The organism is Citrobacter sp. Igbk 14, assembly GCF_028069825.1.
GTDB lineage: Bacteria > Pseudomonadota > Gammaproteobacteria > Enterobacterales > Enterobacteriaceae > Citrobacter.
In genome coordinates, this window is sequence record NZ_JANEWM010000005.1 from 59766 (window position 1) to 73311 (window position 13546).

A 13546-nucleotide genomic window follows, 5' to 3' on the forward strand; every position below is an offset into this window, starting at 1 on the left:
TAAGGCGTTCACGCCGTCATCCGGCAACGCATTATGCTTTAATGCCCAATAGGGCCGAGGCGCTGGCGTTGCCGCTTAACAGATCGTCCGTTTTGCCTTGCCATGCAATGCGCCCATCAGCGACCACAATTGAACGTGGCGCAATGCGTGCCGCATCTTCAACGCTATGGGAGACCATCAGCATCGTCAGTTGTTTGTCACGACAGACCTCGGCAACCAGCGATAACATCTCCTGGCGCAATGCCGGATCGAGTGCAGAAAACGGCTCATCAAGCAGTAATACGGGTTGTTCGCGAACCAGACAACGTGCCAGTGCTACACGTTGCCTTTGTCCGCCGGAAAGCTCGCCGGGGAGCCTGTCCAGCAGGTTATCAAGACCCATTTGTTGGGCGATGTGCTGTAGTTTCTCACGCTGAGACGCGTTCAGTTTTAATCCCGGATTCAGACCCAGGCCGATGTTTTGCTGTACGTTCAGATGGCTGAACAGGTTGTTTTCCTGAAACAGCATGGAAACAGGACGACGAGAGGGCGGTGTGGCGGTGTGATCTTCGCCTTCAATCATCATTATGCCGCTGGCAGGCGTCAGAAATCCGGCAATCAGATTCAATAGCGTGCTTTTCCCGGCGCCGCTTGGCCCGAGCACCGCGACTTGCTCACCGCGCGCTACCGATAATGTGAAACGCATGGGTAAGTGGTGATAAAGCCATGTAATATCAATCAGTTTTAACATTTCGTCCCGGCAATTTCTCAATAACGGTAAACAGCGTAAAACACAGGATCAGCAGCAATAACGCCGTAACCGCGCCATCCTGACTGCGGTAAGATCCAATCTGTTGATACAAATAAAACGGCAGGGTGCGGAAATCTTCATTGCCGAACAGAGCGACTACGCCAAAATCACCAATCGACAGGACACAAGCAAAGGCCATCGCCTGCGCCAGCGGGCGCTTCAGGGCGCGTAGTTCAACCACTTTCAGCCGTGACCATCCTTCAATACCCAAAGACTGACACAACATACTGTAGCGTGCGGTTACATCGCGCATCGGGTTTTCCAGCACCTTCAGTGCGTAAGGGATCGCCATTAGTGCATTGGTGAAAATCACGATGGCGTCAGCCGATTCCGGTAACCCAATGCTGTTATTGAGCAACAAAAAGAACCCGGTAGCCAGTACGATACCCGGCATGGCGAGTATCATCATGCCGCTCAGTTCCAGCGCCTGACCTGCCAATACCTGCTGCCGGGCGCGCAGTTCGCGGCTACTCCACAGCAGCATCATCGTCAGAATGACGCACAATATGCCTGCCGCCAGCGCGATACGCAGTGACGTCTCCAGTGCTTGCCACAGCACTGGTTGCGTAAGCACATCCAGTACATTGCGGTTTAAGCCATCGACAATCACCGCCAGCAACGGTGGAAGCAACAGTAACAGCGCGAGAGCAATCAGAATTATGTCAGCCAGTCGGCTGTGTAGACGATCGTCGGGATCGCGCCAGCCTTGTACTAGCGTCGTGCCGGGTGCGATGGCGCGACTCAGCCGTTGGCTGAGCAGTACCAGCGCTAAACAGCAAACCATCTGGATCAGGGCCAGCATAGCCGCCCGCGCGGGATCGTAATCAAAGCTCAGTGCCTGATAGATAGCCAGCTCAATAGTGGTTGCCTGCGGTCCGCCGCCGAGCGACAGCACGGTGGCGAAGCTGGCGAAACACAGCATAAAGATAAGTGCTGCTACGGGGAGGATCTGACGACGCAGCCACGGCCATTCAACAAAACGGAAGAAATGCCAGCCGCGCATCCCTAACTGCGCCGCGAGCTGGCGTTGCTCGCCGGGGATGTTCTCCAGCGATTGCAGCAGCAAACGACTCGCCATCGGCAGGTTGAAAAAGACATGCGCCAGCAGAATACCCTGTAAGCCGTATGGCGAAAACGTCCACTCCAGCCCGAATGTGTGCCAGAGCGAGGCCAGCCAGCCCTGACGACCATATACGCTAAGGATGCCGAATACGGCGACCAGCACCGGCAAGATCAGCGTCATCGCGCACAGGCGCAGCAGCGCCAGACGTCCTGGAAAACGACGACGATAGAGCGCTCTGGCAAGGAAAATCGCCGGGACAACCGACAGCACAGCGGATAAAAAAGCCTGCCAGAAAGAAAAACGCACCACGTGCCACAGGTAGTCATCTTGCCACAGCGAGAGCCACTCTCCCTGCGGGGCGTTAAACCACAGTGCCAGAAATGCGGCCAGGGCAACGGCCACCATCAGCGTGGCGGCGGTAAGCCCTGGAACCAGCCAGCCGGGGATTAACGGCTGACGGCGCGTTGCCATTCGCTAATCCATGCCTGACGTTGAGCCGCAACCTGCTGCGGCGTAAATTCCAGTGCGTTGACCGGTTTTTCCAGTTGCTCAAATCCTGGCGGCAGGGTGACCTGCGTCACCGGATACATCCAGTTGCCCGTTGGGATCGCATTCTGGAATGCCGGAGATACCATAAATTTCAGGAATTTTTCCGCCAACTCCGGTTGCTTGCTGGCTGCGGTACGTGCGGCAACTTCCACCTGCAGATAGTGACCTTCGCTAAAGTTAGCGGCGGCGTAGTTACCCTTTTTCTCTTCGATGATGTGATAGGCCGGAGAGGTGGTGTAGCTCAACACCAGGTCGCTTTCACCCTTCAGGAACAGGCCGTAGGCTTCACTCCAGCCTTTGGTGACGGTGACGGTTTTGGCTGCCAGTTTCTGCCATGCCTCCGGCGCTTTATCACCATAGACTTTTTGCATCCACAGCAGCAGCCCCAGCCCCGGCGTGCTGGTACGCGGATCCTGGTAGATTACGCGCCATTTCTGATCGCTTTCGACCAGTTCTTTCAGGCTCTTTGGCGGATTCTTCAGCTTGTTTTTGTCATACACGAAGGCGAAGTAGCCGTAATCAAACGGGACAAATGTGTCGTTTTTCCAGCCACCAGGCACGCTGACTGCATTCTCCGGCACGTTGCTTTTAGCGAACAGCCCGGTTTGCGTAGCGGCTGCCAGAAGGTTGTTGTCCAGTCCCAGTACGACGTCAGCTTTGCTGTTTTTTCCTTCCATACGCAGGCGGTTCAGCAGCGATACGCCATCCTCTAACGCGACCAGTTTCAGCTCGCAGTTGCAGTCGGCTTCGAAGGCTTTTTTGATTGTCGGGCCGGGGCCCCAGTCAGCCGCGAACGAGTCGTAGGTATACACGGTCAGCACAGGTTTGGCGAAGGCAGGCGCTGCGCACAGCAGTAAAAGCGGAAGATATTTTTTAAACACTTTGCACCTCATAAAGTAAAACTCTAAATAATTCGAGTTGCAGGAAGGCGGCGACGCAGCACATCCCCAGGAGCGTACAGGTAGTACGTGACTGGGGTGAGCGACAAACCTGCCGGGAGCAGATTTGAACGCTGCTTGCAGCGGCCCTGAAAGGGCGAGGCCCATGGATGGGCCGAGTAATAAAGCCAACGCATCTGCAACTTGAAGTATGACGAGTTAGGTGGCAAAGGACTTGAGCTACAGCCTCAAATCCCTTCGCCGGCATTATCCGGATCAGGTTCGACGGGTATCTCTCAGCCCATACACAGAACGAATGATTTTGTGTATGTTTTTATTTAGCACCCCGTTGAGAACGGCGTTAGTGTAGTTATTTTGTTGCCTGGCAGCAATCAAGAGCTGGCTCTTACGGATCCGGTGGTGCAAACCACGCCGATTTAAAATCAAACCAGCCGAGGGTATTCATGCGCAACCCGCGCATACTGCGCTGTCCCTGAATGATCAACCAGTGGTGGATCAATGGCACAATGGCTTTAGTGGCGAGTAGCTGTTGGCACCACGCAGCCAGACTCATTTCACCGGTTCGCCAGCGGGCCGCATCGTTTTCCCAGTCACGCGAGATACAGTTTTGCAGCAGCGGGACTTCGCAGAGGTGCGCGAATAAGGAGAAGTCCAGTGGGAGGGTAAAGTTGGCGCTGTTAAGCCAGATATCACTGACTATTTCGCCTGCATGCCATTGATCGTAGTCGATCTCCTGAATATTCAGTTGCACCTGATGCTGCGCCAGCAACGTTTTCATGATCTGCGCGATAATCCGGTGTTCGATATGATCGCGATAGTAAGTGAGCGTCAGGGTTTCCAGCCCGGCTGGCTTTTCACCATGGCCGGGTTTGGCGTGGTGCCAGCGGGGGAGTAAACCATAGGCGGGGAACCACAGTCGCTGATACTGTTCGTCGGCGTGACAGATTAAATGGGTTGGCGAGAGTACGCGGCTAGCCCACTCGCGGACCTCCTGATTAGCGCCGCGGCGGGTACGCGTATCAAACAGCAGGTAGTAGCAGCCTTCTTCGAGGCGGCTCTCGATCGCCTTTTCATCCTCCGTGGGACCTTTTAGCGTCAACCCGCCGCCAGGTTCTTCACCGATGTCAGGTAACACCCAAACATTCACTTCGTCGATCAGCGCCCGGTAGCCAAAATAGTCATCAAATGCGTGAATCTTCAGTTGGTTATTGGTATTACGTATCACCGCATACGGGCCAGTCCCAATCGGGTGACTGGAGAAATTGTTTAGCGTTTCCCATTCTCGCGGCAGGATCATGGCGGGGACCTGCCCCAATAGCCAGGGAAGCCAGCGGTCGGGCTGGGACAGATGGATATCCAGCGTCCAGGCCGTGGGAGAGACGATCTGGGTAATATGTGAGTACAGCGGCAACGTATTAATGCGGGTCAGTGAGGCGATCACATCGTCCATTTCCAGCTCACGACCGTGGTGAAAATGAATCCCCGGGCGTAGAAAGAATCGCCAGTGTAAAGGTGATATCTGCTGCCAGTGATGGGCAATATCCGCTTCCAGTTCCCCATTTTCCTCATTTACACGGGTTAAGGCGCTGAAGATTTGCCGGGCGATATGGGTTTCGGAACGACGTAATGCCGTACCGGGCAGCAGGTTGCGCATCGGTCGATAATACAGGACGCGCATGATGTGCCGCCCCTGGCGAAAGCTGCGGCCAAGGTGGGAGACCAGCATTTGTCTGACGGCGGTTTTGTCACCGACCAGCTGTACCAACTGATCGATGCGATCCTGTTCCAGCAGGTCTTCTGCCCGCTGCTGCTGGAGTGCCAGCCCGGTATAGAGAAATGTCAGGCGAGAGCGTTTACCCCGACCGACCTCCGCTTCCCAGGTTAACCAGCCACGTTCCTGCATGGTATTAAGCAGGGTTCGCATATGGCGGCGCGAGCAGCTAAGCAGCTCCGCCAGTTCGTTCAGTGTCGTGTCTTGCGTTTTGCCATCACAGCATTGCCACAGACGGATGAACTGTTGTTGCAAACGACCTGAAGACATAAAAGGGGAACTCCTGCAAAAAACTCAGCAATTTTATTATCCCTATATTAGGCCAATAATAGATTTCGATGAAGCGATGAGACAACGAAGGGGTCATCTATGCGTCAGTTCTATATGAAGTACTTTACCGCGACAGAGAAATCGTCCTGGTTGGCTTGCCTGAGCGCACCGCAGCGCTTAAAGATGCTCGAAGATCTGATGCAGTGGGAGGTGACAGCCTGACTCCTGAATTGGGAATTGCAGACATCATGTGTGACTGAGTATTGGTGTTAATCGCCGCGCCAGCAGGTATTATCTGCTGGCTTTTTTCGTATCAGCCCAGCCAATAGGGATAACAATGCTCTGGATTCTGACCATGGGACGGCGCCTCAACGGCGTTTACGCGGCATTTATGCTGGTCGCTTTTATGATGGGGGTCGCGGGTGCATTACAGGCACCCACGCTGAGCCTGTTCCTGAGCCGTGAAGTCGGGGCGCAGCCATTCTGGGTCGGGTTGTTTTATACCGTCAATGCGATTGCCGGGATCGTGGTTAGCCTCGGGCTTGCAAAACGTTCCGACAGCCAGGGCGATCGGCGCAAACTGATCATGTTTTGCTGCTTGATGGCAATTGGCAATGCGCTGCTGTTTGCCTTTAATCGTCACTATCTCACGTTGATCACCTGCGGTGTGTTGCTGGCCTCGCTGGCCAATACTGCGATGCCGCAGTTGTTTGCGCTGGCGCGGGAGTATGCGGATAACTCAGCGCGTGAAGTGGTGATGTTTAGCTCAGTGATGCGCGCACAGCTTTCGTTGGCGTGGGTGATTGGGCCACCGTTGGCCTTCATGCTGGCACTGAATTACGGTTTCACGGTGATGTTCTCTATTGCGGCTGGCATTTTTGCGATAAGCCTGGTGCTGATTGCGCTGATCCTGCCCTCTGTCGCCCGGGTGGAACAACCTGTTGATCTACCGCTTGAACAAACGGGGGGCTGGCAGGATAAAAATGTGCGCATGCTGTTTATTGCCTCCACGTTAATGTGGACCTGCAACACGATGTACATCATCGATATGCCGCTGTGGATAAGCCTTGAACTGGGCTTACCCGACAAGCTTGCCGGGATTCTGATGGGGACGGCTGCCGGGCTGGAAATTCCGGCGATGATTCTGGCGGGCTATTATGTGAAGCGCTTTGGTAAACGACGAATGATGATTACTGCCGTGGCGGCCGGCGTGCTGTTTTACCTTGGTCTTATTTTCTTTCACAGCCATACGGCGCTGCTTATTTTGCAGCTGTTTAACGCCGTATTCGTCGGTATTGTCGCTGGGATAGGGATGCTGTGGTTTCAGGATCTGATGCCGGGACGCGCGGGTTCTGCAACCACATTATTCACCAACAGCATTTCCACGGGTGTCATTTTGGCAGGGGTGATTCAGGGGGCTGTCGCGCAAAGCTACGGACATTTTGCCGTTTACTGGGTAATCGCGGCGATTTCTGTGGTTACGCTGGTGATGACCGGGCGGGTGAAAGACGTTTAATGATGTTGCCGGATGCGCTGCGCTTATCCGGCCTACAGTTAGAATGCGTTTGTAGGCCGGATAAGCGCAGCGCATCCGGCGTCACAATGACTAGCGCATAAACGCTGGTTGCTTGTGTTCGTACTCGGTAATCGCCGCTTCATGTTGCAGCGTCAGTCCGATGCTGTCGAGACCGTTCAGCATGCAGTGGCGACGGAAAGCGTCAATGTCAAATGGATACGCTTTGTCTCCGGCTTTCACCTCCTGCGCTTCCAGATCAACCTCAAAACGGATGCCCGGATTTGCCTGTACCAGTTTGAACAGCTCATCGACTTCTTCATCGCTTAATTTCACCGGCAGCAGCTGGTTGTTGAAGCTGTTGCCGTAGAAGATGTCGGCGAAGCTCGGCGCAATGACCACTTTGAAACCATAATCGGTCAACGCCCAGGGCGCATGCTCACGTGAAGAGCCGCAGCCAAAGTTTTCCCGCGCCAGCAGAATTGACGCACCTTTATATTCCGGGAAGTTCAACACGAACTCCGGATTAGGCTGTTGCCCCTTTTCGTCCAGGAAACGCCAGTCGTTAAACAGATGAGCGCCAAACCCGGTGCGAGTTACTTTCTGCAAAAACTGTTTGGGAATAATGGCATCGGTATCGACGTTGGCGGCATCCAATGGGACAACCAGGCCGGTATGCTGGGTAAATTTCTCTGCCATGGTAGTTTCCTTATTTGATGCTGCGAATGTCGGCAAAATGACCGGTAACGGCGGCAGCGGCGGCCATTGCCGGGCTGACTAAGTGTGTGCGTCCACCGCGGCCCTGACGACCTTCAAAGTTACGGTTGCTGGTGGATGCGCAACGCTCGCCAGGGTTCAGACGATCGTTGTTCATGGCCAGACACATGGAACAACCGGGTAAACGCCATTCAAAACCGGCTTCAATGAAAATCTTATCCAGACCTTCTGCTTCCGCTTGCGCTTTTACCGGACCTGAACCTGGAACAACCAGCGCCTGAACGCCCGGGGCGACTTTACGGCCTTTGGCAATTTCTGCCGCGGCGCGTAAATCTTCAATACGTGAGTTGGTGCAGGAGCCGATGAACACTTTATCGATAGCGACTTCGGTTAACGGAATACCTGGCTTCAGCCCCATATAAGCCAGTGCTTTTTCTGCTGAAGCGCGTTCCACGGGATCGGTAAATGATGCCGGGTCGGGGATATTATCGTTCACTGAAATGACCTGACCTGGGTTCGTTCCCCATGTCACCTGCGGTGCGATCTCTTCTGCCTGCAAGGTGACGACGGTATCAAACGTTGCGCCATCGTCGGTTTTCAGCGTTTTCCAGTACTCAACCGCATTGGCAAAGTCGTCACCTTTCGGGGCGTGCAAACGGCCCTGCACATAGTTGAACGTGGTTTCATCCGGTGCAACCAGGCCCGCTTTGGCACCCATTTCAATGGCCATGTTGCACAGCGTCATACGGCCTTCCATGCTCAGTGCACGAATGGCTTCGCCGCAAAACTCAACGACATGTCCGGTGCCGCCTGCGCTACCGGTTTTACCGATAATGGCCAGTACGATATCTTTGGCTGTGATGCCGGGAGCGGCTTTACCATTAACTTCGATCTTCATGGTTTTCGCGCGACCCTGTTTCAGGGTCTGAGTGGCCAGGACGTGCTCAACCTCGGAGGTCCCGATTCCAAACGCCAGCGCGCCGAACGCACCGTGGGTGGCGGTATGCGAGTCACCGCAGACGATGGTCATGCCCGGTAAAGTTACGCCTTGTTCTGGCCCCATCACGTGGACGATGCCTTGATATGGGTGGTTCAGATCGTACAGTTCCACGCCAAATTCATTGCAGTTTTTGATCAGCTCCTGCATCTGAATACGCGCCATTTCGCCCGAGGCGTTAATGTCTTTCGTTTGCGTCGAAACGTTGTGGTCCATAGTGGCAAAGGTTTTACCCGGCTGGCGAACCTGGCGGCCATGCGCACGCAAACCATCAAATGCCTGCGGAGAGGTCACCTCATGCACCAGATGTCTGTCGATATATAACAGTGGGGTTTCGTTTTGCGCCTCAAAGACAACGTGCGCATTAAACAATTTTTCGTATAACGTCTTAGCCATGATTACACCCCTTCAGCGACGTAGCGAGCGATGATATCGCCCATCTCATCGGTACTGACTGCGGCAGCGCCACGGGCTAAGTCACCGGTGCGAATACCTTCTTCTAATGCGCGGTTGATGGCGCTCTCAATTGCGGTTGCCGCATCATTGGCATCCAGGCTGTAACGCAACAGCAGGGCCAGTGACAGAATTTGGGCGATCGGGTTTGCAATATTCTTCCCTGCGATATCGGGTGCAGAACCGCCAGCCGGCTCGTACAGGCCAAAGCCCTGCTCATTCAGGCTGGCAGACGGTAACATGCCCATTGAGCCCGTGATCATGGCGCACTCATCAGACAGAATGTCACCAAACAAATTTGAACACAGCAGTACGTCGAACTGGGACGGGTCTTTGATTAATTGCATTGTCGCGTTGTCGATATACATATGCGCCAGTTCAACGTCCGGATATTCATTCGCAATTTCATTGACGATTTCGCGCCACAAGATGGAGGTTTGCAGCACGTTGGCTTTATCAATCGACGTGACTTTACGACGACGCTGGCGCGCAGACTCAAACGCGATACGGGCAATTCGCTCGATCTCGAAACGGTGATAAACCTCAGTATCAAAGGCTTTTTCATGTTGACCGCTGCCTTCGCGACCTTTTGGCTGACCGAAGTAGATCCCGCCGGTCAGTTCACGCACGCACAGGATGTCGAAACCGTTAGCTGCAATGTCGGCGCGCAGCGGGCAAAAGGCTTCCAGCCCCTGGTACAACTTCGCCGGACGCAGGTTACTGAATAATTTGAAGTGCTTACGCAACGGCAGCAGCGCACCACGCTCGGGTTGCTGGTTAGGCGGCAGATGTTCCCATTTCGGACCGCCAACGGAGCCAAACAGAATGGCGTCGGCTTGCTCACAGCCTTCAACCGTCGCTGGCGGCAGCGGTTGACCGTGGTTATCGATAGCGGCACCGCCCACGTCATAGTGGCTGGTGGTAATGCGCATGCCAAAACGGTTGCGAATTGCGTCCAATACTTTCAATGCTTGCGCCATCACTTCCGGGCCAATACCGTCACCCGGCAAAACAGCAATATGATAATTCTTCGACATCACACGGTTTCCTTGTTGTTCTCGTTGTTCTGAGCTTTGCGTTGCAATTCTTTTTCGACTTCTTCAGCACGCCAGATGTTGTTCAGCACATGTACCATCGCTTTGGCGGAAGACTCGACGATATCTGTTGCCAGACCAACGCCGTGGAAGCGGCGACCATTATAGTTGGCGACGATATCCACCTGACCCAGCGCATCTTTACCGTGGCCTTTAGCGGTCAGGCTATATTTGACCAGTTCGACGTTGTATTCCGTCACGCGGTTAATGGCCTGATAAATAGCATCGACCGGGCCGTTACCGTTAGCCGCTTCGGCTTTGACTTCTTCGCCACAGGCCAACTTGACGGAGGCGGTAGCAATGTCATTAGAACCAGACTGCACACTGAAATAGTCCAGACGGAAGTGTTCTGGTTCTTCCTGCTGTTTGTTAATAAAGGCCAGCGCTTCCAGGTCGTAGTCGAACACTTGACCTTTTTTATCTGCCAGCTTCAGGAATGCGTCATACAGATTGTCCAGGCTGTATTCGCTTTCTTTATAGCCCATCTCATCCATACGATGTTTCACCGCAGCGCGTCCTGAACGGGAGGTCAGGTTCAACTGTACCTGGTTCAGGCCGATGGATTCAGGCGTCATGATTTCGTAGTTTTCACGGTTTTTCAGCACGCCGTCCTGATGGATACCGGAGGAGTGAGCAAACGCACCACTACCGACAATCGCTTTGTTGGCCGGAATTGGCATGTTGCAGATTTGGCTGACTAACTGGCTGGTACGCCAGATTTCCTGGTGATTAATACGGGTTTGCACGTTCAGGATATCTTTGCGCACTTTGATCGCCATGATCACTTCTTCCAGCGAGCAGTTACCCGCACGTTCGCCGATACCGTTCATCGCGCCTTCCACCTGACGGGCGCCCGCATGAACAGCCGCCAGTGCGTTACCGACGCCCAGGCCTAAGTCATCATGGGTGTGTACGGAGATGATGGCTTTATCGATATTCGGTACGCGTTCATACAGACCAGAAATGATTGCGCCAAATTCGAAAGGCATGGTGTAACCGACGGTATCGGGAATGTTGATGGTTCTGGCACCGGCATTAATGGCCGCTTCTACCACACGAGCCAGATCGGCGATTGGGGTACGACCTGCGTCTTCGCATGAGAACTCCACGTCATCGGTATAATTACGCGCTCGCTTAACCATGTAGACCGCACGTTCAATCACCTCATCCAACGTACTGCGCAATTTTGTCGCGATGTGCATCGGTGACGTGGCAATGAATGTGTGAATGCGGAAAGCTTCAGCCACTTTCAGAGATTCAGCAGCCACATCGATATCTTTTTCCACACAGCGAGCTAACGCACAAACACGGCTGTTTTTGACCTGACGGGCAATGGTCTGTACTGATTCAAAGTCACCCGGTGAAGAAACAGGAAAACCCACTTCCATCACGTCAACGCCCATACGCTCGAGGGCCAGAGCTATCTGCAGTTTTTCTTTCACACTCAGGCTTGCCTGTAACGCCTGTTCACCATCGCGTAAGGTGGTATCGAAAATAATGACTTGCTGGCTCATGGTTTAGGTCCTTGGTGTTTAGGGCGCCTTGCTTCGAGCATAAAAAAACCCGCGCAATGGCGCGGGTTTTTGTCTTAACTGGAGCTGACTTAATGCTGAATATCGTCCACCAGTCTACCGCGCAATGAGAATGCGTTTAGTAGTAGTAGACCGTTAAAACGAGCAATGTAAGTCATCAATTAAGCTCCAGGCGAATGCGATATGCTTTTAGTGGTACTGGATATGAAGATTGATGTCAACCCCATCCCCCACAAATGCCCCCAGTCGGCGGAAAAAATCTCCTGAACTTTGAGCGAATTGTGCTGAATTTTTATGGTTGTATAAAATAAATCAGCGTGTGGATTACATACTTTTCACGATTTGACATATTTGAGCATATTTGTTTTCAGCTATTGTAACGGCATATTGAAGGGATAACTTGTGTATGGATTTTTTATCTTTATGATTTATCGGTTTTTTATACTAACTTTGAATGGGTTTGAGGTGCCGTGGGAAAAATGATTGATAAATAAATGTTAAGCATCACGGTGTTAATGATATAAAAATTTAATTAAAACTTAAATATACATTCACTTAGTGCATGATTGTATATTCGCCATGGTTATGGTTATATTGTTTTCGACATTTAAACGTATGAATCATCGTGCAGTGACCTCTGCCACACTGCGCTCGTATTGGTTTTTGTTAATTCAGGTCAGGGCCTTTATGTTTTCCTAATTTTAATGCTTTCCCTTTTTCTTATTTTATATGCATGGTAAATCATATTAGCGGAGGTTATTTCTGAGCTCCGTCTGGGAAAAGGGAGTTTAGAGTGACAGTGGAGTTAAATATGCCAGAAGTAAAAATAATAGATAAACCTAATCTTTTAGAGATGGGGAAGCCGCAGCTGCGCATGGTTGACCTTAATTTATTAACCGTTTTTGACGCGGTGATGCAAGAACAGAATATTACTCGCGCAGCGCATTCTCTGGGCATGTCGCAGCCTGCAGTCAGCAACGCAGTCGCACGTCTGAAGGTTATGTTTAATGATGAGCTCTTTGTGCGCTATGGCCGAGGCATCCAGCCAACAGCACGGGCTTTTCAGCTATTTGGCTCTGTTCGTCAGGCACTGCAATTGGTGCAGAATGAACTGCCAGGGTCCGGTTTTGAACCTGCCAGCAGCTCACGAGTATTTAATCTCTGCGTCTGTAGCCCATTGGATAATATCCTCACGTCCTTGATTTACAATCGCGTTGAGCAAGTTGCACCTAATATTCATGTCGTATTTAAATCATCGCTCAACCAAAATACAGAACATCAATTGCGATATCAGGAAACAGAATTCGTTATTAGTTATGAAGAATTCCGCCGTCCTGAATTCACCAGTATTCCGTTATTCAATGATGAGATGGTGTTAGTCGCAAGTAAAAAACACCCGCGCATTAGCGGTCCATTGCTGGAAAGTGATGTCTATAATGAACAGCATGCCGTAGTTTCTCTCGATCGCTTTGCGTCATTCAGTCAGCCCTGGTATGACACTCAGGATAAACAAACCTGCGTTGCTTATCAGGGAATGGCATTAATCAGTGTGCTGAATATTGTATCTCAAACTCATTTGGTTTCTATTGCGCCACGCTGGTTAGCTGAAGAGTTCTCCGAGGCTTTAGAACTGCAAATATTACCGCTACCTTTAAAATTGAATAGCCGGACTTGCTATCTTTCCTGGCATGAAGCCGCTGGTCGGGATAAAGGGCATCAATGGATGGAAGAGCTGTTAGTCTCCATCTGTAAGCAGTGACCTATGGCAGAGTAAATCCGATGAAACATCTGGTTTATTCTGCTTTTTTATTTTTATTTAAAATTTTATGCTGAAATCTGCTTTTGATTTTTTCCTGTGAGGGTGAAAAATTAGAGTAATCGCTGTAAGTGTCCATTTT

General features: G+C 52.1%; 12 protein-coding genes and 1 riboswitch. Of the genes, 3 read left to right on the forward strand and 9 right to left on the reverse strand.

The window, feature by feature from the left end:
- Positions 1 to 31 precede the first annotated feature (31 nt).
- From thiQ to sgrR, 4 genes are all read right to left on the reverse strand, one after another.
- Entirely contained in the window at positions 32 to 730 is a 699-nt protein-coding gene (gene thiQ, locus NNN64_RS03390; RefSeq protein WP_271440482.1) for a thiamine ABC transporter ATP-binding protein ThiQ, read from the reverse strand.
- Positions 714 to 2324: a thiamine/thiamine pyrophosphate ABC transporter permease ThiP gene (gene thiP, locus NNN64_RS03395; protein WP_271440483.1), complete on the reverse strand. Its 1611-nt coding sequence runs from the start codon at positions 2322 to 2324 to the stop codon at positions 714 to 716. Before thiP ends, thiQ begins: the two co-directional genes overlap by 17 nt.
- Positions 2300 to 3283 carry a thiamine ABC transporter substrate binding subunit gene (thiB, locus tag NNN64_RS03400; RefSeq protein ID WP_271440484.1) on the reverse strand — a complete coding sequence of 328 codons (984 nt, stop codon included), beginning with the start codon at positions 3281 to 3283 and terminating at the stop codon, positions 2300 to 2302. The genes thiP and thiB overlap by 25 nt, the downstream gene beginning before the upstream one ends.
- Positions 3284 to 3515: 232 nt before the next feature.
- Positions 3516 to 3639, reverse strand: a riboswitch (TPP riboswitch).
- A 47-nt stretch (positions 3640 to 3686) separates the two neighbouring features.
- Positions 3687 to 5342, reverse strand: a complete 1656-nt coding sequence (sgrR, locus tag NNN64_RS03405) for an HTH-type transcriptional regulator SgrR (protein WP_271440485.1) — start codon at positions 5340 to 5342, stop codon at positions 3687 to 3689.
- A 99-nt stretch (positions 5343 to 5441) separates the two neighbouring features.
- Here sgrR and sgrT point away from each other — a divergent pair, with 99 nt between their 5' ends.
- Positions 5442 to 5564 carry a glucose uptake inhibitor SgrT gene (gene sgrT / locus NNN64_RS03410; protein WP_137383736.1) on the forward strand — a complete coding sequence of 41 codons (123 nt, stop codon included), beginning with the start codon at positions 5442 to 5444 and terminating at the stop codon, positions 5562 to 5564.
- A 115-nt stretch (positions 5565 to 5679) separates the two neighbouring features.
- The gene (locus NNN64_RS03415; protein ID WP_271440486.1) at positions 5680 to 6858 is read left to right on the forward strand and encodes a sugar efflux transporter; all 1179 of its coding nucleotides are present in this window, start codon (positions 5680 to 5682) and stop codon (positions 6856 to 6858) included.
- Between the two features lie 90 nt (positions 6859 to 6948).
- On the opposite strand, the gene leuD is transcribed toward NNN64_RS03415, so the two are convergent.
- The 5 genes from leuD to leuL all read right to left on the reverse strand — a co-directional run bounded on the left by leuD (position 6949) and on the right by leuL (position 11806).
- A complete protein-coding gene (gene leuD / locus NNN64_RS03420) occupies positions 6949 to 7554 on the reverse strand; it encodes a 3-isopropylmalate dehydratase small subunit (protein ID WP_271440487.1) in 606 nt (201 codons plus the stop codon).
- A 10-nt stretch (positions 7555 to 7564) separates the two neighbouring features.
- Positions 7565 to 8965 (reverse strand): 3-isopropylmalate dehydratase large subunit, encoded by a 1401-nt coding sequence (leuC, locus tag NNN64_RS03425; protein WP_271440488.1) that lies wholly within the window; start codon positions 8963 to 8965, stop codon positions 7565 to 7567.
- 2 nt (positions 8966 to 8967) lie between these two features.
- Positions 8968 to 10059 carry a 3-isopropylmalate dehydrogenase gene (gene leuB / locus NNN64_RS03430; protein ID WP_271440489.1) on the reverse strand — a complete coding sequence of 364 codons (1092 nt, stop codon included), beginning with the start codon at positions 10057 to 10059 and terminating at the stop codon, positions 8968 to 8970.
- Positions 10059 to 11630 carry a 2-isopropylmalate synthase gene (leuA, locus tag NNN64_RS03435; RefSeq protein ID WP_271440490.1) on the reverse strand — a complete coding sequence of 524 codons (1572 nt, stop codon included), beginning with the start codon at positions 11628 to 11630 and terminating at the stop codon, positions 10059 to 10061. Before leuA ends, leuB begins: the two co-directional genes overlap by 1 nt.
- A gap of 89 nt (positions 11631 to 11719) precedes the next feature.
- A complete protein-coding gene (leuL, locus tag NNN64_RS23295) occupies positions 11720 to 11806 on the reverse strand; it encodes a leu operon leader peptide (RefSeq protein ID WP_075551415.1) in 87 nt (28 codons plus the stop codon).
- A gap of 653 nt (positions 11807 to 12459) precedes the next feature.
- On the opposite strand from leuL, the gene leuO reads away from it, so the two are divergent.
- Positions 12460 to 13407, forward strand: coding sequence for a transcriptional regulator LeuO (gene leuO / locus NNN64_RS03440; RefSeq protein ID WP_271440491.1), 948 nt, complete (start codon positions 12460 to 12462; stop codon positions 13405 to 13407).
- Positions 13408 to 13546: the final 139 nt, after the last annotated feature.

Bases quoted from the DNA above. Each gene is read 5' to 3' on its own strand.
- NNN64_RS03415 (WP_271440486.1), top strand. From the start codon at position 5,680: ATGCTCTGGATTCTGACCATGGGACGGCGCCTCAACGGCGTTTACGCG.
- leuC (WP_271440488.1), bottom strand. From the start codon at position 8,965: ATGGCTAAGACGTTATACGAAAAATTGTTTAATGCGCACGTTGTCTTT.
- leuO (WP_271440491.1), top strand. From the start codon at position 12,460: ATGCCAGAAGTAAAAATAATAGATAAACCTAATCTTTTAGAGATGGGG.
- thiQ (WP_271440482.1), bottom strand. From the start codon at position 730: ATGTTAAAACTGATTGATATTACATGGCTTTATCACCACTTACCCATG.
- leuD (WP_271440487.1), bottom strand. From the start codon at position 7,554: ATGGCAGAGAAATTTACCCAGCATACCGGCCTGGTTGTCCCATTGGAT.
- sgrR (WP_271440485.1), bottom strand. From the start codon at position 5,342: ATGTCTTCAGGTCGTTTGCAACAACAGTTCATCCGTCTGTGGCAATGC.
- leuL (WP_075551415.1), bottom strand. From the start codon at position 11,806: ATGACTTACATTGCTCGTTTTAACGGTCTACTACTACTAAACGCATTC.
- leuB (WP_271440489.1), bottom strand. From the start codon at position 10,059: ATGTCGAAGAATTATCATATTGCTGTTTTGCCGGGTGACGGTATTGGC.
- thiP (WP_271440483.1), bottom strand. From the start codon at position 2,324: ATGGCAACGCGCCGTCAGCCGTTAATCCCCGGCTGGCTGGTTCCAGGG.
- sgrT (WP_137383736.1), top strand. From the start codon at position 5,442: ATGCGTCAGTTCTATATGAAGTACTTTACCGCGACAGAGAAATCGTCC.
- leuA (WP_271440490.1), bottom strand. From the start codon at position 11,630: ATGAGCCAGCAAGTCATTATTTTCGATACCACCTTACGCGATGGTGAA.